Source organism: Asaia siamensis (assembly GCF_014635085.1).
In the GTDB taxonomy this organism is placed as follows: domain Bacteria; phylum Pseudomonadota; class Alphaproteobacteria; order Acetobacterales; family Acetobacteraceae; genus Asaia; species Asaia siamensis.
Map to the genome: position 1 here is coordinate 474,810 of NZ_BMCH01000002.1, position 21,903 is coordinate 496,712.

Below are 21,903 nucleotides of genomic sequence, written 5' to 3' on the forward strand. Positions count from 1 at the left end.
GAAAGGGCTGCAGCTGAAACGGTTCATTACCAAAATGGAAACTGTCTCTCGTGACAACCCATATTAAGGGTTTTATCGCAACTGCCTGCCCGCTTTCCCAACCGGCGCGCGCGTCACACCCGGGTTACAAGGGCAAGATCGGCGCCGATCGCGGCATGATTGGTGGTGACCACCGTCTCACTCAGCAGCCATTCGGGTCGCACAGTGTCGAGGTCATAAACCGGCACCACCATGCCTTCACGCGCTGTGATGGTGAGCGCTGCCTGTTCAGCACTTTCCGCGCCGCGCTGGATCAGCATCACATCGCATTCCGGCAAGGCGCCCGGATTGACGCGGGTGATCAGATTGGCGAGCTGACGTGAGACCTGACGCAGCCATTCCACCGCTGGATCAGGCGCCAGAACCAGCACGGTATTGCCCGTGCCAAGGGCAAGGCCGACCGCGTGCAGCAAGGCAGGCCAGCTTTCACAGGCACAAAGCACGACGCCTTTAGGACGCAGGCTGTAGCGATTCGTCTCACCCGTGGGGGCGGGCAGATCCAGGCTGAGGCCGCAAAGCCCGTGGGCGATAACGGCGCGCACCTTGCGGGCCGAAGGCGGGTCTCGTGGTTCGAGAAAGGCCAGAAAGGCCCGCGCTGCTGAAGGCACGGGGGTTTCTGTGGTGGGGGCAAGCGGGCAGGGCGCACCATGCATCAGCCGTGGCATGAAAAGCGGCCCGCCAAGCTTCGGCCCCGAGCCGGAAAGACCACGCCCTCCGAAGGGCTGCATTCCCACGCTTGCCCCGATCATCGAGCGATTGACGTAGATATTCCCCGCACGGCTGCGGGAAGTGGCGCGTTCGAGCGTCTCATGCAGGCGGCTCTGCACACCGAAGGTCATCGCATAGCCGGTCGCGTTCAGCGCATCGATCACCCCGTCGAGCTCATGACGGGCATAGCGTCTGATATGCAGAACAGGGCCGAACACCTCGAGACCGATATCGGCCACGCGTCCGATTTCGATCAGGGTGGGCGCCACGAAATGACCGTTCAGCGTTTCGGCCTGCAGATCTGGTTGCCAGACGCGATAGCCTGCCCGTCTCATGCGGTCGATATGCGCTTCGATGCGTATGCGGGCACCCGCCGAGATAACGGGCCCCATATCGCAGCGCAGCTGATCGGGCGCGCCGACATGACGTGCGCTGATGGCTGCCTTGAGCGCCTCTATCAGCGCATCGGCGCCCTCTTCCTGCACCAGAAGCACACGCAACGAGGCGCTGCGTTGGCCTGCGCTGTCGAAAGCCGACGCGAGAATATCGGGAATGACCTGCTGGGGCGATAGCGTGCTGTCAACCAGCATGGCATTCTGTCCGCTCGTATCGGCCAGAAGGGGCACGGGCTGGCCCGTGCGCCCGGTGCGGCCAAGCAATTCCCGGCTTATCGTCTTGGCCACGGCAGTCGAGCCGGTAAAGAGCACACCGTCTATGCGGGAATCCGCAACGAGAGAGGCGCCCACATTCCCTTCGCCCGGCAGAAGCTGGAGCGCGCGAGGGGGCAGGCCCGTCTGCAGAAACAGGGACACGACATGCGCGGCGATCAGCGGTGTTTCTTCCGCCGGTTTGGCAATCACCACATTGCCCGCGGCAAGGGCGGCGGCAATCTGCCCGGTGAAGCTCGCAAGTGGGAAGTTCCAGGGGCTGATGCACAGGATCGTGCCGAGCGGGGCGCCGACCAGGCCTCTTTCGGAAAGGCTGCGAAGCTGGGCGCCGTAGTAGCGCAGATAGTCCACCGCCTCGCGCAATTCGTCAGAGGCATTGGTAATGGTCTTGCCTGCTTCGCGAACGAGCAGGTTCAGAAGAGCCGTCTGGTCCTGCTCAAGCGCGTCGGCCATCCGGTCGAGATGGGCAGCGCGATCTTCGGGTTCGGTGCGGCGCCAGATCTGATCGGTCTCGGCAGCGTTGAGCGCCGCATCGATATCGCGTGGTCTGGCGTAAAGCGCGATACCGACGCGATCGGCGTGAGCTGCCGGGTTGATGATCGCATGGGGCCGCCCCTCGGCCCGCGGCATGGTCGGTCCCATGGGCACGGCCTGACGAGGGTATGTCGTCCCGGGTAGACACTCTGCAAGCTGGGCAAGGGTGGCATCATTCGCGAGATCGGGAGCGGTGGCACTCTGCCGTTCGGGCATGGTCAGGTCGCAGGGCAGGGGAATATCCGCGTTCGGCATGCCGCGCGGCACAATGATACGTGCCTGAGCGACGGGGTCTGCAATCAGGGCATCGAGCGTGACGAGCCTGTCATAGGCCTGATTGAGAAACGAGGAGGCAGAGCCTGCCTCGATCAAGCGACGCACAAGAAACGAGGCAAGGCGGCTGTCCGGGCCGATGGGGGTGAGGATCCGACAGGCAATACCGGCCTGACGGGGGTGCACCAGCGGCGCCAGAAGCGTTTCGCCCATGCCGTGTCGGCAGCCGAATTCGTAGAGACCCGGCGTCCATGGCCCGGCGATTGCCTGAATGGTCGCGATGCTGCGCGCGTTATGGGTGGCGAATTGCGGATAAAGCGCTTCAGGCGCCTCAAGCGCTCGTTTCGCGCAGGCAATATAGCTGATGTCGCTATGACATTTGCGGGTGAAGACCGGATAGTCACGCGTCACCTGCGCCTGATTCTGCCGGATCTCATGGTCCCAATAGGCGCCCTTCACCAGTCTCAGCCCCACGCGTCGACCGGTTTCGGTGCCTGATGTGATGAGATGCTCGATGAGTGGCAGTGCCCGCTTGTCATAGGCCTGCACGGTAAAAGACAGACCGTCCCACCCCGCCAGATCGGGCAGGCGGCAGAGCCGGTCGAACAGGTCGAGACTGAGATCGAGCGTCTCGCTGGTTTCGGCATCGACAATCAGGAAAATATTGGCGGCCTTGGCCCGCGACGCGAGGAGGGTCAGAAAAGGCAGCAATTCCTCCATGACCTGCGCGGTCTGGGACCGCTCGAAACGCGGATGCAGCGAGGAAAGTCTGAAAGAAAGGGACGGGCGTTCGTATATGGTTTGCCCGCGTCCATGGCGCCCCAGCGTCTCGACCATGGACAGCGCTTCCTGGCGCGCCTGGTCGGCGTCTTCTGGCGCCCGCGCTGTTTCACGCAAGGGCGCATAGGCGTGAGAAAAGCCTTCCTGCTCGGCCTTGCGGCTGCGCCTGAGTCCCTGGACCAGCGTGTCTGCCAGTACGAACTGGGTGCCCATCATCGTGATGGCACGCTCGACCCCGTGCCGGATGAAAGGCGCGCCGCTTTTCAGGGCGAGGCTGCGCAAGCCGCCCGTCAGCGCGTGAAGGCGCGACGAAGTGGACATCGCCCAGCTCGCGGCACTGAGGAAAAAAGGATGGTTCTGTCCGCCCTGCTGCAGCCAGACGCCCTGTCCGATCTGGTCCCGTATCAGCGCATCACGCGTGGCCGCATCGGGAATGCGAAGAAGGCTGCCGGCGAGTGTCAGCAGGGCCGTGCCTTCGGGGGAGGTAAGGGGAAATGCCTGCACCATGGTCTCGACACCTTTGGTGCCGGCTCTCTCGCGCAGCCGAGTGGCCAGAAAGCGCGCCTGCTGGTCGATCTGCTCCAGATAGGGTTCGCCCAGTGTCGCAGAGACCAGAAGGGCCGCGAGGGCCTCGGCCTCTGGCAGGCGTGAGGCTCGCAGAATGGCCTCGCGCGAAGGGGATGGCGGCGCCACAGACGGCAGGAAACTGGAAAACGGTGTCATGCTGTCTCAGTCACGCAGGAAACCCAAAAAGACAGACTAGGCGAGGCCCCGTGTCACGAAAACCCTCCGGACGGGGTTCGGGTCGTTACGTATGAGTCATGCTGCATGGCGCGACGGGCAATGAAGGGTGATGCAGGTGTAAAAAAGGGGCCGTCCAGCCCCTTCTTCTGTTCCGAAGCGCCGGAGCGGAGCACTCAGGGATGCTGGCGCGTGAAGAAGCGCACATTGCGTTCCTCGATCCTGAGATCGCGCAGGGCTGCCGCGAATTTCTCGAAATGGGGTGTCTTGAGATGGGCGTCGAAAGCCGGGCGCCCCGTATAGACTTCATGTAGGACAATGATGTCCGAAGCATCCTGCTGGGTCAGTACATCGAAGGTCAGGCATCCTTCTTCGTCGGCCAGCGAGCGGTCGCTGTCATAACGGCAGATTTCCAGGAAGGCGTCGAAGCTCTCGGCGGGGGCAGCAAACTCTGCGATGACCGTGAAATGCTGTGACATGACTTGAAATCCCTTTCGTTTACAGAATTGACTTTTCAGCCCTAATTCTGCGAAGAGTAAACACCGATTCACGGGAGAGACCGGACACTTTTTCCGGCGCCGAAGGAGCAACCGCCCCGGAAACTCTCAGGCAAAAGGACCGCGATCGGCTGGAACTTCTGGAGAGAGGCACCTTGATGAGGTGTCCGCCGACGGGATAGCGATCTCAGGCAAAGGCGACAGAAGGGGCGACGATTTTTCTCGTTTCCTGCCTCCGGGGGATTCTGCCCTATGTCCGACGCGCTTCTTCTCACGCCGCTGAATGCCCTCCATCTTGAACTGGGCGCCCGTATGGTGCCGTTCGCGGGCTATTCCATGCCCCTGCAATATCCGGCCGGATTGATGGCCGAGCATCTGCACACGCGAGGCAAGGCCGGTCTTTTCGATGTGTCCCATATGGGCCAGCTTCGCGTTACGCCCCGTACAGGCACGCTTGAAGACGCCGCTCTGGCGCTTGAATCCCTCATTCCTGTCGATCTGGCCGGGCTCGGTGCCAACCGTCAGCGTTACGGGTTTCTGACCAATGAAAAGGGCGGCATTCGCGATGATCTGATGGTCGCCAATATGGGCGACTGGCTGTTCGTGGTCGTCAATGCCTCCTGCAAGGAAGCCGACACCGCGCTGATGCAGGCAGCCCTTGGTGACCGTATCGTGATCGAGCCTCAGGCCGATCGCGCGCTTCTTGCCCTGCAGGGGCCAGAAGCCGTGCATGTTCTGGCCGATCTCTGCCCGCAGGCCGAAGCGATGCGCTTCATGGATGCGATCGAGGCGGATGTGGATGGCGTGCGCTGCACGGTCACGCGCTCGGGCTATACGGGCGAAGACGGTTTCGAGATCGGCATTCCCGCCGAGCATGCCGAGCAGATCGCCCGCGCGCTTCTGGCTGATGAGCGCGTGTTGCCGATCGGGTTGGGTGCCCGTGACAGCCTGCGTCTCGAAGCGGGTCTGTGCCTTTATGGCAATGACCTTGACGAGACCACGACCCCGGTTGAGGCCGCGCTGACCTGGGCCATGCAGAAGAGCCGCCGTGAGGGCGGCGCCCGTGCCGGTGGCTATCCGGGTGCCGAAATCATCATGGCGCAGGCCCGCGATGGCGTCTCGCGTCTGCGCGTCGGTCTGGCGGCTGAAGGCCGTGCGCCGGTTCGCGGCGGTACCGAGCTTTTTGCCGATGCCGAAGGCACGCAGAAGGTTGGCGTGGTCACATCGGGCGCTTTTGGTCCAAGCGTGAGCGCTCCCGTGGCCATGGGCTATGTCGCCACCGGCCATTCTGCGATCGGCACGGTTCTTTACGGTGCGCTGCGCGGCAAGTTTGTGCCGGTGCAGGTCCGCGCCCTGCCTTTCGTTCCCCCCGGTTTCAAACGCTGAAAACCGTCTCACAGAGAAAGATGTCATCATGAGCTCCACCTATTACACCCCGTCCCATGAATGGATTCGTCTCGAAGGCGAGATCGCGACCGTCGGCATTACCGGCCATGCGGCTGAAGAGCTGGGTGAACTGGTTTTTGTCGAAGCCAAGGACGAAGGCACCGAAGTCGCTCAGGGCGACGCTGCTGCCGTGGTCGAATCCGTGAAGGCGGCTTCTGACATCTATGCGCCGGTAAGCGGCGTTCTGGCCGGGTTCAATGCCCGCCTGAGCGACGAACCGACGCTGGTCGGTGCCGATCCGGAAGGTGAAGGCTGGATCTTCAAGCTGCGCGTGACCGATTCCGCCCAGCTTGAGGCTCTGCTCGATGCCGATGCCTACAAGGCCTCTCTCTGATCTGACCGGTAAAGGCGGCGCATTGTGCCGCCTTTGCTTTTTTGACCTGTGACTGACCCCGTTCCCGACGAGGATTTGCCGAGACGTGACCCGTAACGCCCCCCTCTGGCCAAACCAGGCTGCCGATCAATTTGTTTCCCGCCATAACGGGCCACGCCCCGGCGAGGTTGTCGCCATGCTTGAGACGCTTGGCGTTTCCTGCATTGATGCGCTGATCGAGCAGACGGTTCCTGCCGCCATTCTCGACCGCAAGGCCTCAGGCATCGGTCCGGCCCTGACGGAGAGCGAAGCCCTGGCGCGCCTGAAGCAGATCGCCAGCCGCAACGTCGTCATGCAGTCCATGATCGGGCAGGGCTATTACGGCACGGTTCTGCCGCCGGTAATCCAGCGCAATATCCTCGAAAATCCGGCATGGTACACGGCCTATACGCCCTATCAGCCCGAAATCAGCCAGGGTCGTCTTGAGGCGCTGCTGAACTTCCAGACGCTGGTCTGCGATCTGACCGGCCTCGATATCGCCAATGCGTCGCTGCTCGACGAAGCCACGGCCTGCGCCGAGGCGATGGCGCTTGCCCAGCGCAACGCTAAGACCAAGAGCACCGTGTTCTTTGTCGATGCCGACACCCATCCGCAGACGCTTGCGGTGCTGCGCACCCGCGCCGAGCCCCTTGGCTGGACCATCGTTGTCGGCAATCCCGAGACCGATCTCGATGCATCCGCCGTGTTCGGCGCGCTGCTCTCCTATCCCGGCAGCTCAGGCGCCGTGCGCGATTTCCGCAATGTGATTGGGGCCCTTCACGAGAAGGGCGCGGTCGCAGCCCTGACCTGTGATCCGCTGGCGCTCGTCATGCTCGAAGCGCCCGGCAAGCTGGGTGCCGATATTGCCATCGGGTCGATGCAGCGTTTCGGTGTGCCGATGGGCTTTGGTGGCCCTCATGCCGGGTTCATGGCTGTTCGTGATGCCTACAAGCGCACCATGCCGGGCCGCCTTGTAGGCGTGTCGCGTGACAGCCGTGGCGCTCCGGCCTATCGTCTGGCGCTTCAGACGCGCGAGCAGCATATCCGTCGCGAAAAGGCGACGTCGAACATCTGCACGGCGCAGGTTCTGCTGGCTGTCATCGCCTCGATGTATGCCGTCTATCACGGCCCCGAGGGGCTGCGTGCCATTGCGCATCGTGTGAACCGTCTGGCCTCGATCCTGGCCGAAGGTCTGCGCGAACTGGCGGTCAGGGTCGAAACAAGCGTCTTTTTCGATACGATCACGATCGAAGCGGGTGATTCTGCCGCACTGGTGCTTGAGCGCGCCCGCAAGGCCGGGATCAACCTGCGCGACGCGGGCAATGGCCGTCTGGGCATCGCCTGCGACGAGACCACCCAGCCCGATCACATCAAGGCGCTCTGGCGTTGCTTCTGCCCGGATGATGCCCGTCTTGCTGCGCTCGAAGCGAAGCTCGACGGCGCAACGACACTCCCGGCATCCCTGCAGCGCAGCGGGGCTTTCCTGACAGCTTCCGTGTTCCATGCCCATCGCTCTGAAACCGACCTGCTGCGTTACATGCGCCGTCTGTCGGATATGGATCTGGCGCTGGATCGCACCATGATTCCGCTCGGCTCCTGCACCATGAAGCTGAACGCGACCGCCGAGATGATCCCCATCACCTGGCCGGAATTCGGGGCGCTGCATCCTTTCGCCCCCGCCGACCAGACGGAAGGCTATCATGAGCTGTTCGGTATTCTCGAACACGCGCTCTGTGCTGTCAGCGGTTATGACGCCATTTCGCTTCAGCCCAACTCGGGCGCGCAGGGCGAATATGCAGGGCTTCTGGCCATTCGCGCCTATCATCAGGCCAATGGCCAGAGCGAGCGCGATGTCTGCCTGATCCCGGCTTCGGCCCATGGCACCAACCCGGCTTCGGCCCAGATGGTCGGTATGCGTGTGGTGGTGACGGCCTGCGATGCGGCAGGCAATGTCGATCTGGAGGATCTGCGAAAAAAGATCGCCCTGCATGAGGGGCGCATCGCCGCGCTGATGCTGACCTATCCTTCGACGCATGGTGTGTTCGAGGAAGCCGTTATGGAGATCTGTGATCTCGTTCACGAAGCGGGCGGTCAGGTCTATCTCGACGGGGCGAACATGAATGCGCAGGTCGGGCTTGCCCGTCCGGGTCTCTATGGCGCGGATGTCTCGCATTTCAACCTGCATAAGACCTTCTGCATTCCGCATGGTGGCGGTGGCCCCGGCATGGGACCGATCGGCGTCAAGGCGCATCTCGCGCCGCATCTGCCGGGTCGTCCCGAAATGGGCGACGCGCGTGCCGTGTCAGCCGCGCCTTTCGGCTCGGCGTCGATCCTGCCGATCTCGGTCGCTTATGTGCTGATGATGGGCGATGACGGGCTGCGTGAAGCCACCGAAATGGCCATTCTCAACGCCAATTACATCGCGGCCCGTCTCGAGGGGCATTATCCCGTGCTCTATCGTGGCAGCAACGGTCGCACGGCGCATGAATGCATCATCGACCTGCGCCCGCTCAAGGATGCTGTCGGCGTGACCGTTGATGATATCGCCAAGCGCCTGATCGATCATGGCTTCCATGCTCCGACGGTCAGCTTCCCGGTTGCTGGCACGTTCATGATCGAGCCGACGGAATCCGAAGGCAAGGCTGAACTGGATCGCTTCTGCGATGCGATGATCGCCATCCGTCAGGAAATTGCGGCCATCGAAGCTGGCAATATTGCCATGGAAGCCAGCCCGCTGCGTCATGCACCGCATAGCACCGCCGATCTCGTTGGCGAGTGGGACCGCGCCTATGACCGCATGCAGGGTTGTTTCCCGAACGGCCTCGATCGCGTGAAATATTTCGCGCCGGTTAATCGCATCGATAACGCCTGGGGTGATCGTAATCTGGTCTGCTCCTGCCCTGATATCTCCACCTACGCTGAAGCGGCGGAGTAAGAGGGTCTGTTCCCCGCCTCCTGGTGAGGTGGGGAACTTCTTTTTCTGAAGAAAAAAAGCAAAAAGACTTTTATCTCAAGAAAACTGGCGTGCTGCTTGTTTGGTCAGTGACCGACAGGCGAAGGTTTTCTGGCTCTTTTTTAAAAAGAGCCCTTATTTTTCATCCTGACGTACATGCACCCAGACGCCGTTGGTCAATTCGACCAGTTTCTGAGGCGTCATGCGGACCGAGGCCGTGATTGATCCGGCAGCCGGGATGATTTCCTCGAACTGCAGCAGCGATTCATCGCAATAGACAGGAAGTGGTGCGGGTAGACCGAAAGGGCATACGCCGCCAACGGGGTGGCTTGTGACTTCCAGCACGGCTTCAGGCCCCAGAAAGCGGGGCTTGCCCCCCAATGCCTCGCGGGCGCGCCGATTGTCGAGCCGTGCCGTCCCTGCCATCACGACTAGGACGATCCTGCCCCCTGCATCGACGCAGAGCGTCTTGGCGATTTGGTCTGGGGCGACCTTGTGCACCTCGGCTGCCTCAAGAACCGTCGCCGTGCTCAACCCGTCATCGATTATCGCGAGTTCAGGGGCGAGGCGGGCGAGTTCGTCGCGAACGGAGTCAAGGCTCATGGCAGGCTCAGCGTCTGATCAGAATGTAATTGATCGTCAGATCAATATCGAAATGGTCGCCCTTCATGTCAGGCGGCACAGGCGGCAGGCGCGCGCCCTGGAACATGCCGGTCGTCGCCGCATCGAGTGAATACGATCCCGACTGGCCTGTCAGGCGCACCGATTTGACGCGGCCCGTGCGGTCCAGAACGACATGCACGGAAGAGGGTCCGTCTTCGCCGTTCTTGATGGCATCTTCCGGATAATAGAGATGGGCACGAATCCAGCGGTCAATCTCGCTGCCGTAATCGTCACTGACACCCTTGATCGTATTGCGCGTCATGAAAGGCGCGTTGATCTGACCATTGGTCGAAAGTGGCCCGAGTGACATGTCGATGGGGGCGCCCGACCCGCCGCGGCGGCCGCGTTGACGACGTGGGGCAGAGGGCGCCTCACCGAAATCAAGCGTCGTCATGTTTGCGAAAGGATTATCCGACTGCTTCGGCGTGGGGCGACGGCTCGACCGGTGACTATGGGCGTGCGTCTGGCTCTGCTTGCCGGATTTCGGAATGCCGGGGCTGACTGGGCGTTCGGTCTGCGTTTTCGTCAGCTCGGTCGAGGGGCCGTCAGGTACGGGGGGCGCTGAAGGCGCGGTCGGTGTAGGCACAGCCGGGGTCGGTGTCGATTCCTGTTCGTCAGGCTGCTGCTCCTGCTGCGTGTCCTTGCTGCTTGCCGAAGGGGCATCATGACTCGTGGAGGGTTTCTCCTCGCCGCCCGGCTTGTCTTCATGAGGGCCTGCCATGCCGCTTTTGGTGGGCGGCGCGAACATCATTTCGACCTGCGGCTGTTCCATGCCGTTGGGCTCGCCATGAGCATGGCGTGCGCTCTCGTAGATCAGCAGTCCGATCAGCAGCGCATGGGCGATTGCCGAGGCGATCAACACGGTCGTGACGCCCGAATCCTCGAGCACCTGCGGGCGGATCAGCGAGGCGCCGGCTGGCTTGACCGGCGGTTCCGAGGCTGTTCTTGGTTCGTAATGGCTGAGCCTTGCCCTCGTGCCGGCCATGGGGGGCAGGGCGCGCGTCTTCAGTGCCGCCGGTGCAAAAAGCAACGGCTCGTTTCGTGTCCGTTTCTTGCCAGGACGCGAGGCAGAGGCCACACCTGACGAGGGCGGAGCCGGATCAACGGGCTGTGTGCGTGTCAGAAGAACACCTGTAGAGAATCAGAACACACGCCACCACGTGATCGGGCAGGTGACGAACTCTGCATGACGACACGATCTGGCACTTGCCTCTATCATGACATTGGACCCCTGCTCTTGCCAAGCGGGCGAGACGGTCGCGCTGTAATGGAAGAAGAGAATCATATGCCCGAAGACCCGGACCTCTATACCTGTCTTGGGCAGGACCCAGCCCTTGCGGCGGCGATCGATCGTATCGGGCCCTGTCGCCTCAGGGGATCTGACGGCAAGACACCCTATCAGGCGTTGTTTCGCGCCATTATCGGTCAGCAACTGCATGGCAGGGCGGCGGAAGCGATTCTGGGGCGCGTCTGCGCGCTGACAGATGGCGTCATGCCCGAGCCGGAAGCCCTTCTAGCGCAAAATGATGAGGTCTTGAGAGCCTGCGGCCTGTCTGCCTCGAAACTGCTTGCGCTGCGTGGTCTGGCCGAAGCCAGGCTGACAGGCGTGGTGCCCGGGCTCGAAGAAGCCGCCTCGCTGAGCGATGAGGCATTGATTGCGCGTCTCATCACCCTGCGTGGCATCGGGCGCTGGACGGTGGAGATGTTGCTCATCTTTACATTAAATCGGCGTGATGTGCTGCCAGTAGATGATTTTGGCGTGCGTGCGGGCTGGCAGAAGCTCCATGGACTCGCAGAGCCGCCCAAACCTGCGGCCCTGCGCCGGGAGGGGGAGCGTTTCAGCCCTCATCGCTCGGCGCTGGCATGGTATCTCTGGCGCGCCTCGGAAGAGGGCAAGACGATCAAGAACCCGCTGACGGGCGATTGAGGGAGTCCCTCATCGCCCACAGACCCTGATCAGTTCTGCGAAAGGGCCGGGATGATGGAAAGCAGGAAATGCATGCCGGGCGTGATGGCAGAGAGCGGCACGCGCTCATTCAGCCCATGGCTGAAATTATCAGAGGATTTCATGAAGATCGGGCTCGCCCCGTAGGCGGGCACCCCTTTCTCCCTGAACCACATGCTGTCGCTTGCGCCTGAGCTCATGCTGGCAAAGACCGGGACATCGGGAAAAGCCTGCTGGGCTGCGGTGACGACAGCGGTGGGAAGCGGGCCGTTCATGGGCGAAGGCTGGGTTTCCACGGAGCCTTCACTTCGATCTTCGATACGCACCGCCGGGTTATCGATGATGGCAGCCAGCTCGTGGATGATGTCCATACGGGAGTGGCCGGGGAAAATGCGGCAATTGATATTGGCTTCCGCGCGCTGTGGCAGCGCATTGAGGGCGTGGCCACCTTCAATTCTGGTCGGCACGCAGGTCGTTCCGATGGCGCCCACGAGGGAGGGTTCGGCACGCAGCGTTGCCACGGCCTGTGCATTATCCGGGCTGGCGGCAAAGACGCGCATGGCCGAGGCCAGATGGGGGGTGGTGAAACGCGCGGCGTTGAGGAAATAGCTGCGCGTCAGCGCATTCAGCTCGGGCCGGAATGGATGGGCTTGGATTTTCACGAGCGCCTGAGCCAGGGTCGTTATGGCATTATGTGCTTGTGGCTCAGAGGAGTGGCCACCCGGATCGGTGACGGTCAGTGCGATATCGGCATAGGTCTTTTCAGCCCCTGACCAGCTGTAGAAAAGCGGTTGGCCGCTTTCTTCATCAAGGGTGCCACCACCGACATCGAGATTGAGAACTTCCTGCGCGTTGGAAAGCTGGCTGGCCAGGATCTGGCCCGTCTTCATCGTGGTTTCTTCATCGCCCGAAAGCGCGAGAATGATGTCACGCTTTGGCTTGTAGCCCTGGTGATACAGATGAAGCAGCGCTGTGATAGCCAGAGCGTTGCTCATTTTCATGTCAGAGGCGCCACGACCGTAGAGATAGCCATTTTCCACGACAGGGGTGAAAGGGTCGCGTGCCCAGTCGGAAGCACGAGCGGCCACCACATCCATATGGCCGGAAATGACCAGAGGCTTGAGCGCGCTGTCCTGCCCGGCCCAGCGCAGCACCATATAGGCCGTGTCGTTCAGTCTGGTGATGGTGATGGCATCAGCGGGAAAGCCGCCATCGACCAGTGTCTTGCGATAGAGTTCCGCCACATTGATGGTCTGGTTATCCGCCCCGGCGACCGAATGAAGGGCAATGGAATCCTTGGCCAGGGTAAGCGCCTGAAGCCCGTCCCGCGTCAGGGCGGGAAGCGGGTCGGCCTGCGCGGAACCGATGGAAAGCAGCAGTAACAGCGCGGCGCGTTTGAGCATGAGGCGATACCTTGAAGAGAGGGCTTACCGATCAGATGGTCTCGATGAACCCAAGCATCTTTTCAGAAAAGAGCTTTGGGTTGTCAGCATGGAGCCAATGGCCCGCATCGGGAATGGTCTCAAGCCGGTAATTGGGGAAAAGCCTGCGCATGACCGGTTCGTGATCCTTGCCGATATAGGGAGAGTGCTCCCCTCTCAGAAAGAGTGTCGGCCCTTCATAGACGTACCCTTCGGGAACATAGGGCCAGTTTTCGATATTGGTCATCGAATTGGTGATGTCCTGCAGGCCGATCTGCCAGCCCGGTTCGGTGCCGAGCCTGACATTCTGCAGCATCAGATCGCGGACGCTGCGATTGGGGATGTCCTTCGCCAGAAGCTGGTCTGCCTGCTGCCGGTCGAGCTGATCGGGAAAATGGATATGCAGCATGGCTTCTGCCAGGGCTGCCTGACCGAAGCCGGTGCGGGCAGGGGCCATGTCGCCTATCAGGATGCCGGCAACGAGTTCGGGATATTGCAGTGCCATGATCATGGCGACCTTGCCGCCCATCGAGTGCCCGACCAGAATGGCGGGGAGCGCCTCATGGGCTCGAAGGGTCTCGACCACATCGTCGACCATGGCGGGAAAATCCATGGGGCCGTGCGGGCTTTCGCCATGGTTGCGAAGGTCGAGCGCCAGGGTGCGATGTGTGCGCGACACCTGACGCTGGAGAAAGCCCATATTGCGCGCTCGTCCGAACAGGCCGTGCAGAAAAACGACTGGCGGGTGTCCCCCCGGTTGGGCCGGGAGGCGTTCGATGACGTTCAGCAGCACAGTAGAGGCTCCTTTCGGGGAGGCAGAATGAGCGAAGTCTGGGGTTTTCTGTTGCCTGCGGCAAGTCCGGGCGACAATAAGGGCATCGCTCTCCGCTTGTCTTCAAAGCCGTGTGAGGATCTTTCTTGGCCTCAGGGTTTCGCAGAATTGTCGACTGGTTTCAGCATGTGATGCACGTGCCGTACTATGTGCGTGCGCTCGTTCGATCCAATGAAATCTGGTTGACCGTCCTTGCCGCGGGCGTTGGTATCCTGGCCGGGCTGAGCGTCTGGGTCATGACACGCAGCACGCTTTATGCCCATCGCGTGCTCTACGCCCTTCATAATGACGGGCGTCTTTCCGGGCTGACCAGCCTGAGCCCGTGGCGCACCGTGCTCATGCCCAGTCTTGGCGGGCTCGTGCTTGGGGTTTTCGGGGTGATGCTCGCCCGTCGATTCAGCCACCGCCCGGTTGACCCGATCGAGGCCAATGCCCTGCGTGGCGGACGCATGTCGGTGCGAGACAGCGCTATCGTCGCCTTCCAGACCTTTCTTTCGAACGGAAGTGGCGCGTCTCTTGGGCTGGAGGCCGGATTTACCCAGATTGCCGCAGCGCTGGGAAGCCGATGCGGGCGTCTCTTCCGGGTGCGTCGGGCGGATCTGCGCATTCTCGTCGGCTGTGGTGCGGGTGGCGCGATCGGCGCGGCCTTCAACGCGCCTATCGCCGGGGCCTTCTATGCTTTCGAGCTGGTGATCGGCACCTATTCGCTCGTCAATCTCGCGCCCGTCGCCGTTGCGACCATTGCTGCTGTCGGTACGGCCCATTTCCTGGGGGGTGTCAGTACCACGCTGACGCTTCTGCCTCATGCGCCGCTTACCCTGCATGAAACAATGCCTGTGCTAGTGCTTGGGGTGTTCTGCGGACTGGTGGGCATCGCGACGATGCGTGGCGTGACCCTGGCGGAAACCCTGTTCCGACTGGTTCCGCTGCCGGTCTGGCTGCGCCCTGCGCTGGGTGGCGTCGTGGTGGGGGTGCTGGCGCTTTATTCGCCGTCCATCCTGTCGGCGGGTCACTCGGCAGTCATCAAGGTGCTGGAAGAAGGGTTGCAGCCACTTCCTCTGTTGCTGCTGCTGGTTCTGAAAGTGACAGCCTCTTCCATCTCGATCGGCAGTGGGTTTCGTGGCGGGCTGTTCTTTGCCTCGCTTTATCTTGGTGTGCTGGCAGGGTCGCTTTATGGCTTCGGCATTGCGGCTCTGGGTGTTGGTGGTTTGTCCGTTGCGAGCTGTGCCGTTCTGGGCATGAGTGCCACGGCGGTTGCGATCATCGGCGTGCCGATGACCATGACCTGTCTCATTCTCGAGATGACAGCCGATCTGTCGCTTGCCAGCGGCGTGCTGCTGGCAAGCGTGCTGTCGATGCTCACCGTGCGTCGGCTGTTTGGCTATTCCTTCGCCACCTGGCGTTTTCATCAGCGTGGCGAATCGATTCGTTCAGCCATCGATGTGAGCTGGCTCAGGGCGCTCACGGTCGGACGCCTGATGCAGCGTGAATTCCCATGCAGGCCGGCTGACATGACTGTGGGTGAGGCACGGCAGTGCTGCCCGCTCGGCATGGGGCCTCTTGTGGTTCTGACAGACGGGGTGCGGCGCTATCGCGGGATCGTGTTGGTGTCCGAGATCCATTCCCCGGATCATCCGCCGGAACGGCTGCTGGAAGCGCTGGCCCTGCATCGGGAGATCATGCTTCTCCCCGGTATGGCATGTGAGGAGGCCGTGCATTTCTTCGAGCGTGCTGAAGCCGACGCTCTCGTTGTGGTTGAAAATGACTCCACGTGTCGGATCGTGGGGCTCCTGAGCGAGAAATACGTGCTGCGTCGTTACGCTGAGGCACTGGATCGCACGAGGCGCGAGCTGGCCGGTGAGGCGCGCAGGGTCTGAGCGGCCTGAATGACACCAAGAATTCATTGTCCTGCAGTTACGAGGCGTTGACAGGACACGTCTTGATGGGTAGCAACCGCGCACCAAGGACTCCCCGCTCCGGGGAGAAAGGCGAGGTATGGAATCGTGGGCGCACAGGACGACCTGAACGTTTCCTCGCAAGCGGGAGAAAGCGCTGACAGCTTCGATAGAAGGCTGGCTGATGCTGAGGCCCGGATGCGCGGCAAGAGCGGTAAGGCGGACACGAGCACCACAGAGCAAGAAGGCAGTGCCGACTATTCGGCATTCGGCCTTGCGATGAGGATCGGAACCGAAATGGTTGCGGCGCTCATCGTTGGTGTTGTTCTGGGCTACGGGCTTGATCGCCTGTGCGGAACAAAACCCCTGTTTCTTATCCTTTTCTCGCTCGTCGGCGGTGCAGCAGGGATGCTGAATGTCTGGCGTGCGGTGAAAAACGCCAACGTCTGACAGCGTGGCGCAGTTTTCTGCGTCTTGTTTATTGGTTTCATGGAGCTTTCGGGTTGTCGGAAGCTCTGAATGAGAAGCGGGAGAGGCAGCTTGGCCGCCGGATCAACGATTGACGCGCTCGGCCAGTTCGAGCTTCATCCTGTTCTCGGACAGATTGGCGAAGCCCTGCGCTTCAGCCAGTCGCCGCTCTTCATGCTGATAGCCATCGTGGCCGTTCTGGCGTTCCTGTATCTTGGCATGCGTCCCGCTGCCGTGGTGCCGGGTCGTCTGCAGGCTGCTGCCGAGTTGGGCTATGATTTCATTCATAACATGGCCACCGAGACGATCGGCAAGGAGGGGGCGGCATTCTTTCCCTTCGTTTTTGCGATCTTCTTCTTCATTCTTGCCGGTAACTATCTCGGCCTGATCCCTTACTGCTTCACCTTCACGAGCCATATTGCCGTTACGGCATCTCTGGCCATTCTCGTGTTTCTGGTGTCGATCCTGGCGTCGTTCAAATACCAGGGCGTCAAATTCTTCACGCATTTCATGCCTGAAGGTGCGCCGGTCTTTCTCGCGCCGCTTCTGATCCCGATCGAGATCCTTTCCTTCCTTTCGCGACCTGTCAGCCTGTCGATCCGACTTTTCGCCAACATGATGGCTGGTCACGTTCTGCTCGAAGTTTTTGCCGGTTTCACCCTGATGCTGGCAGGTCTTGGGGCATTCGGTTCAGTGCTGGCTGTGGCGCCCGTCGTCATCAATGTCGCGCTGACGGCTCTGGAATTGCTGGTGGGCGTTCTGCAGGCTTATGTGTTCGCCATCCTCACCTGCATTTATCTGCGTGAGGCCGTGGCGCACTGAGTGCACGCCGCCTTTCACGTTTAACTGTTGTTCTGTCGTAACCAAGGAAACTGACTCATGGACGTTACTGCTGCTCGCGAAATCGGTGCCGGTATTGCTGTTATCGCTCTTGCCGGTGTCGGCATCGGCCTCGGCAACATCTTCTCGACGCTGGTGAGCTCCATCGCTCGCAACCCGGCTGCTCGCCCGCATGTGTTCGGCCTCGGCATGCTCGGCTTCGCGCTGACGGAAGCCGTCGCGCTGTTCGCTCTTCTGATCGCCTTCCTGATCCTGTTCGTCTGATTAGAGAGGCAGGGTAAAGTCATGCGCCTTCCGTCTCGTAATCTCGCTGCCCCGCTGGCCATTGCGCTTGCGCTCGGCGCTGTGCCGGGACGGGCCTGGGCAGCTGGCATGCCGCAGCTCGACTTCGCCAACCCCCTGCTTATCGGGCAGGTGGTCTGGGGCGCGGTCATCTTTGCGGTCTTCTACATTGTTCTGAGCCGCTCGGCCCTGCCGCGTATCGAAGGGGTTCTGACCCATCGACGCAACCGGATCGAGGGCGATCTTGATATTGCCCGCCGTGCCCGTGACGACGCCGATCGCGCCGTTGACGAACTGCGTCGTGCCCGTCATGACGCCGCGGCACAGGCTCAGGCCAATATTGACCGGGTCGTTCACGAAGCCCGTATGGCCGCTGAAGCTCAGACCCACGAAATGAATCATCGGCTCATGACCGATATCGCCGAAGCGGAGAAGCGCATTGCTTCTGCCCGTGCAGAAGCGCTTGCGAGCCTGCCGGGTGTTGCGGCAGATACGGCCCAGAGCCTGATCGAGAAGCTGCTGCGTCCTGCTGGCAATGAGAACACGATCTCTCGCGCCCAGGTGCAGGATGCCGTTCAGGCCGGTCTAGCGGCGAGCAGAGGCTAAGGAAGTCACGCGATGTTCCACGATCAGCGTTTTTATGTCGCTATTTCCTTCGTTCTCTTCTTTGTCCTTTTCGGCGGCAAGCTCTGGAAGGCCATAGCAGCCATTCTTGATGCGCGTGCCGATCAGGTACGGAGCAATCTCGACGAGGCCAGCCGCCTGCGTCGTGAAGCCGAGAAGATGCTAGAGGACGCCACCCGTGAGCGCGAGCAGGCTCTGGCCGAATCCCGCGCCCTGATCGAGCGTTCGCGCGAAGAGGCTGCTGCAATTGCAGAGACCGCACGTCGCGAGGCAGAGGCTGTCGCTTCCCGTCGCGAGCAGATGGCGCGTGATCGCATTGCTGCTTCGGAGCGCGCTGCCATTCGCGAAATGCGCGATCTGGCTGCCGATGCTGCCATCAAGGCGACGCGCAGCCTGCTCGGTCAGCATCTCAGCACGGAGCAGGCTGGTGCCTCAGCCCTGCTGGACTCTGCCATCAGCGATCTGCCGCAGGCTCTCAAGGCTTCAAACGAAGCCGGATCACACAGCCAGAACGCGGCCTGATCATCTGTCCGGGTGGCACTGCCTCCCGGACAAGCCATAGGCGGTTCCTGCCATGAGTGTACGTCTTTCTGTCGTTATTGCCGTTCTCAATGAAGCGGAAAATATCCGCCCCGTCTGCCAGGAACTGGCCGATGTTTTCGAGAACTCCCCCGAAATCGAATTGATCTTTGTCGATGATGGCAGCACCGACGCAACGGTCGAGGCGCTTCTCGCTGAACGTGCGCGTTGTCTGCCTGGCCTGCGCCTGCTGAGCCATGATCGCCGCCTTGGTAAGTCGGCAGCGCTTCGCACCGGCATCGAGGCAGCAAAAGGGCACTGGATCGCGACGCTGGATGGAGACGGACAGGACGATCCGGCCGTCATCATCGACATGCTCAAGCGGGCTGAAGCCTGCAAGGAAGGCGAACCTCTGGTGGTCGGCGTGCGTCTCAAGCGCAATGACCGTCTGTCGCGCGTCATTGCAACCAGATTTGCCAACGGTCTGCGTCGTCGTCTTCTGAACGATGGCTGCCCCGATACCGGCGCCCCCATGAAGCTCTTTGCCCGATCCGCTTTTCTGCGTATCCCGCAATTCGAGGGGGTCCATCGCTTTCTCCCCGCGCTTCTGGGGTGCTATGGGGCAAAGCTGATCTGTGTCGAGACGCGTCATCGCGCACGGCTTCACGGTCAGTCCAAATATACCAATTTCAATCGCGCGCTCGTCGGCATCCGTGATCTTCTGGGTGTCATGTGGCTGCTCAATCGCACGAAACTGCCGGGCCGCGTAACCGAACGCTGAGGGCTCTCATGACTCTGACCTGGCGCCACTATCTCGGCGTGGCCTTGCTGACCCTGCTCATTTTTCTGCCGGGTCGCATGAGCCTTGTCCCTCTCGACCGTGACGAGCCGCGTTACATGGAAGCCTCGGCGCAGATGCTCGAGAGCGGCAATTACGTCGATGTCCGCTTTCTCGACCAGCCGCGTTATCTCCAGCCGGCTGGTATCTACTGGCTCGAGGCCGGGGCGCAAAAGCTCTTCGGGGGCCCTCATGACCGACATGTCGCGTGGCCTTATCGCATTCCCAGCCTGATCGCAGCGGTCTCCGCCGTCACTCTTACAGCCTATCTTGGCGCGACGCTGTTTGGCGGTATGACCGGCCTCATCGCCGCTGCCCTGCTGGCGGTATCGACTCTGCTCACCGCTGAAGGGCGCATGGCGACCATCGATACGGTGCTGCTACTCGACATCCTTCTGGTAGAGACAGCCTTGCTTCGGGCCTATATCGACCAGCAGCGCAACCGGAATACGTCGATCGGCATTGCCCTGCTTTACTGGGGGGCAATGGGCTGCGGTCTCATGCTCAAGGGGCCGGTGGTACTCATCCCTGGTCTCGCGACGCCTCTTGCCCTGCGTATCATCGAACGTCAGGCGGTCTGGTTCGGTCGTCTGCGGCCACGCTGGGGCTGGCTGATCACGCTCGCTGTCGTGCTGCCCTGGTGTATCGCCATCGGCGTGGTGAGCCACGGGGCGTTCTTCTCCCACTCGGTTGGCACCAATTTTCTCGGGAAGATTGGCCATGGTCAGCAGGCGCATGGCCTGCCACCCGGTTTTCATCTCGTGGTGTTCCTGCTGGCTTTCTGGCCGGGATCGCTTTTTCTCGTTCTTGGCCTGCCAGCCATCTGGGCGCGTCATCGCGAGCCCGCCGTTCGCTTTCTGCTTTGCTGGATCGTGCCGCACTGGCTCGTTTTTGAAGCCATCGCGACCAAGCTGCCGCATTATGTGCTGCCCACCTATCCGGCCATAGCTATATTGGCCGCAGCAACCCTGGCCAAATGGCCGCTGACCCGACCCAAAGCGGTGTGGGCGCGCGGGCTCATGGGGCTTTATACGCTGCTCTGGGGCGTGCTGGCGCTGGGCTTTGTCGTGGCTGGGGCCATTCTGCTATGGCAGAGCGAGCACCGCCTCGATTACGGCGCGTTGATTGCGGTATTCGGAGCGTTGCCCCTGGTGCTCTACGCCTTCTGGCTGTTGTGGCAGAGACAGCGTCGGCGTGCGGCCTGGGTCGTGATCGGGGCGGCCGTGGTGGTGCATGCTGGCATCTTCCTGACGGTCATTCCCAATCTGGGGCTGCTGCAGCTGGCCCCGCGCGCAGCGACGCTTTATGACGATTATCGCCCCTGCGAAGACAGCACGCTGGTCTCAGTCTCCTATTCCGAGCCGAGCCTCGCATTTCTGGCAGGGTCGAACACGAAGCTGCTGGGCGTGCCTGCGGCCGCAGAGTATCTCGCGGCGAACGCTTCCTGTGCGCTGGTTCTTGTCGACCATAAGGATGAAGCGGCCCTGACGGCGCATATGCTGGAGAAGGGATTTTCTCTGACGGAATATGGCCGGGTGACCGGTCTCAACTATTCCAATGGCCACCATCTGGATCTGGGGCTCTTTGCGCCTGTGCGCAAATAAAATACTCGGATGAATAGCTTGAAGACGGGAGGCGAGCCGGAGCGGCTATGCTTCTCTTCTTCAAGTAATCATGGTCCTTATCGTGTCTGGATCAGGCTGTGCGGTCGGCAGCAATGGTGGCAACCAGAAGAGCACCAATAACGGGAATGAAAGAGACCATCGTGAGGGCGCTGAGGGCGCTGATCGGATGGGCGAGAAGATTGGCGATTTCGACGCTGAACATCAGGATTTCCTAAGGTGTTTGGTGTGTGGCGGCGGAAAAAGCGCCTAAACCTTCCCCAAGGCAATCGCTGAAAACGCGCTTCAGCAATGCAGTAAATGCATGGAACGAACGTGCTTTCTATTCAGCATTTATTTGCGCGATGGTGGGGTAATAAAATTACGCCCACCACGAGGCTGCTTGCTATCTTGTTGCTTTTACCATGGCGACGGGCTTGGGCAGAGCCCCGTCTCTTTTCAGCCCATGCCATGCAAGAAACGTGTCAGCGAGGAAGGCAGACAGCGCGCCGACCGTGCAGAACAGCGCGCCACCGAAGAGAAAGATGAGCCAGGCGACCGTCTGGCTGTTGTGGAGACTCCCGACAAACAGGGCCAGCGCCGCCCCGCAGGTCGACGCGCCGCCGACGCCACCAAGCATGACAGCGCTGTCGAGAGCGAAGATCCGCCGGCGCAGCCTGCGTTGATGACGTTCGAGCCTTGCCGTCTCATCTGCATCTTCATTGGCCTCATTCAGACGATGGGCCACCTCTTCGACATGGTCGGATACGCGGGCAAGGCGCGTATTGAAGAGGGTCAGCAACGATGCCACGCCCGAAAGCATGAAAACGGGGGTAAGGGCGACCTGAATGACATGGGCCACGCTATCGATTGGTTCGGGGGCCAGCAGGGCGTTGAGGCCGACGGGGTCGAGCGCCATGGGCAATGGCTCCATATCTGAGTCGGAATGAGTTGGGTGTTTTACAGCTCTGGCAAAACTCTGCA

General features: G+C 61.4%; 20 protein-coding genes and 1 riboswitch. Of the genes, 12 read left to right on the forward strand and 8 right to left on the reverse strand.

The features are described from left to right. Window positions 1-113: 113 nt before the first annotated feature. Both putA and IEV53_RS05655 read right to left on the reverse strand, forming a co-directional pair. Entirely contained in the window at window positions 114-3,725 is a 3,612-nt protein-coding gene (gene putA, locus IEV53_RS05650; RefSeq protein ID WP_188425793.1) for a bifunctional proline dehydrogenase/L-glutamate gamma-semialdehyde dehydrogenase PutA, read from the reverse strand. 194 nt (window positions 3,726-3,919) lie between these two features. Continuing rightward, window positions 3,920-4,222: a putative quinol monooxygenase gene (locus IEV53_RS05655; RefSeq protein WP_188425794.1), complete on the reverse strand. Its 303-nt coding sequence runs from the start codon at window positions 4,220-4,222 to the stop codon at window positions 3,920-3,922. A gap of 61 nt (window positions 4,223-4,283) precedes the next feature. Next, a riboswitch (glycine riboswitch) is annotated at window positions 4,284-4,374 on the forward strand. A 118-nt stretch (window positions 4,375-4,492) separates the two neighbouring features. On the opposite strand from IEV53_RS05655, the gene gcvT reads away from it, so the two are divergent. The 3 genes from gcvT (at window position 4,493) to gcvP (ending at window position 8,973) form a co-directional block, all read left to right on the forward strand. After that, window positions 4,493-5,626, forward strand: a complete 1,134-nt coding sequence (gene gcvT, locus IEV53_RS05660) for a glycine cleavage system aminomethyltransferase GcvT (RefSeq protein WP_188425795.1) — start codon at window positions 4,493-4,495, stop codon at window positions 5,624-5,626. A gap of 28 nt (window positions 5,627-5,654) precedes the next feature. Then, window positions 5,655-6,020 (forward strand): glycine cleavage system protein GcvH, encoded by a 366-nt coding sequence (gcvH, locus tag IEV53_RS05665; RefSeq protein WP_188425796.1) that lies wholly within the window; start codon window positions 5,655-5,657, stop codon window positions 6,018-6,020. A gap of 85 nt (window positions 6,021-6,105) precedes the next feature. After that, complete coding sequence (gcvP, locus tag IEV53_RS05670; RefSeq protein WP_188425797.1) at window positions 6,106-8,973, forward strand: aminomethyl-transferring glycine dehydrogenase; 2,868 nt, start codon at window positions 6,106-6,108, stop codon at window positions 8,971-8,973. Between the two features lie 153 nt (window positions 8,974-9,126). Here the strand turns inward: gcvP and IEV53_RS05675 are convergent, their stop codons facing one another. Together IEV53_RS05675 and IEV53_RS05680 are read right to left on the reverse strand one after the other, a co-directional pair. Then, window positions 9,127-9,594, reverse strand: coding sequence for a YbaK/EbsC family protein (locus tag IEV53_RS05675; protein ID WP_188425798.1), 468 nt, complete (start codon window positions 9,592-9,594; stop codon window positions 9,127-9,129). 7 nt (window positions 9,595-9,601) lie between these two features. Continuing rightward, entirely contained in the window at window positions 9,602-10,684 is a 1,083-nt protein-coding gene (locus IEV53_RS05680) for an energy transducer TonB (RefSeq protein WP_229719653.1), read from the reverse strand. Window positions 10,685-10,939: 255 nt separating this feature from the next. On the opposite strand from IEV53_RS05680, the gene IEV53_RS05685 reads away from it, so the two are divergent. Beyond that, window positions 10,940-11,581: a DNA-3-methyladenine glycosylase family protein gene (locus IEV53_RS05685; protein ID WP_188425799.1), complete on the forward strand. Its 642-nt coding sequence runs from the start codon at window positions 10,940-10,942 to the stop codon at window positions 11,579-11,581. 29 nt (window positions 11,582-11,610) lie between these two features. Here IEV53_RS05685 and IEV53_RS05690 read toward each other — a convergent pair whose 3' ends face one another. After that, on the reverse strand, window positions 11,611-13,002 hold the full coding sequence (locus tag IEV53_RS05690) for a M20/M25/M40 family metallo-hydrolase (protein WP_188425800.1): 1,392 nt from the start codon (window positions 13,000-13,002) through the stop codon (window positions 11,611-11,613). Window positions 13,003-13,033: 31 nt separating this feature from the next. Then, window positions 13,034-13,813 (reverse strand): alpha/beta fold hydrolase, encoded by a 780-nt coding sequence (locus IEV53_RS05695; RefSeq protein WP_188425801.1) that lies wholly within the window; start codon window positions 13,811-13,813, stop codon window positions 13,034-13,036. Between the two features lie 170 nt (window positions 13,814-13,983). Here IEV53_RS05695 and IEV53_RS05700 point away from each other — a divergent pair, with 170 nt between their 5' ends. From IEV53_RS05700 to IEV53_RS05735, 8 genes are all read left to right on the forward strand, one after another. Continuing rightward, a complete protein-coding gene (locus tag IEV53_RS05700; RefSeq protein WP_188425871.1) occupies window positions 13,984-15,729 on the forward strand; it encodes a chloride channel protein in 1,746 nt (581 codons plus the stop codon). A gap of 126 nt (window positions 15,730-15,855) precedes the next feature. Beyond that, window positions 15,856-16,197, forward strand: a complete 342-nt coding sequence (locus IEV53_RS05705; protein ID WP_229719654.1) for an AtpZ/AtpI family protein — start codon at window positions 15,856-15,858, stop codon at window positions 16,195-16,197. 90 nt (window positions 16,198-16,287) lie between these two features. Further along, window positions 16,288-17,037, forward strand: a complete 750-nt coding sequence (locus tag IEV53_RS05710; RefSeq protein WP_188425802.1) for a F0F1 ATP synthase subunit A — start codon at window positions 16,288-16,290, stop codon at window positions 17,035-17,037. Between the two features lie 57 nt (window positions 17,038-17,094). Continuing rightward, complete coding sequence (locus IEV53_RS05715; protein WP_025824649.1) at window positions 17,095-17,319, forward strand: ATP synthase subunit C family protein; 225 nt, start codon at window positions 17,095-17,097, stop codon at window positions 17,317-17,319. Between the two features lie 21 nt (window positions 17,320-17,340). After that, entirely contained in the window at window positions 17,341-17,943 is a 603-nt protein-coding gene (locus tag IEV53_RS05720; protein WP_188425803.1) for a F0F1 ATP synthase subunit B family protein, read from the forward strand. A gap of 12 nt (window positions 17,944-17,955) precedes the next feature. Then, complete coding sequence (locus tag IEV53_RS05725) at window positions 17,956-18,483, forward strand: F0F1 ATP synthase subunit B family protein (protein WP_188425804.1); 528 nt, start codon at window positions 17,956-17,958, stop codon at window positions 18,481-18,483. A gap of 52 nt (window positions 18,484-18,535) precedes the next feature. Continuing rightward, the gene (locus tag IEV53_RS05730) at window positions 18,536-19,261 is read left to right on the forward strand and encodes a glycosyltransferase family 2 protein (protein WP_188425805.1); all 726 of its coding nucleotides are present in this window, start codon (window positions 18,536-18,538) and stop codon (window positions 19,259-19,261) included. Between the two features lie 8 nt (window positions 19,262-19,269). Beyond that, window positions 19,270-20,922, forward strand: coding sequence for an ArnT family glycosyltransferase (locus tag IEV53_RS05735; protein ID WP_188425806.1), 1,653 nt, complete (start codon window positions 19,270-19,272; stop codon window positions 20,920-20,922). Window positions 20,923-21,013: 91 nt separating this feature from the next. Here the strand turns inward: IEV53_RS05735 and IEV53_RS14900 are convergent, their stop codons facing one another. Both IEV53_RS14900 and IEV53_RS05740 read right to left on the reverse strand, forming a co-directional pair. Continuing rightward, complete coding sequence (locus tag IEV53_RS14900; protein ID WP_264784174.1) at window positions 21,014-21,145, reverse strand: hypothetical protein; 132 nt, start codon at window positions 21,143-21,145, stop codon at window positions 21,014-21,016. A 180-nt stretch (window positions 21,146-21,325) separates the two neighbouring features. Continuing rightward, on the reverse strand, window positions 21,326-21,838 hold the full coding sequence (locus IEV53_RS05740) for a DUF2721 domain-containing protein (RefSeq protein WP_188425807.1): 513 nt from the start codon (window positions 21,836-21,838) through the stop codon (window positions 21,326-21,328). Window positions 21,839-21,903 lie beyond the last annotated feature (65 nt).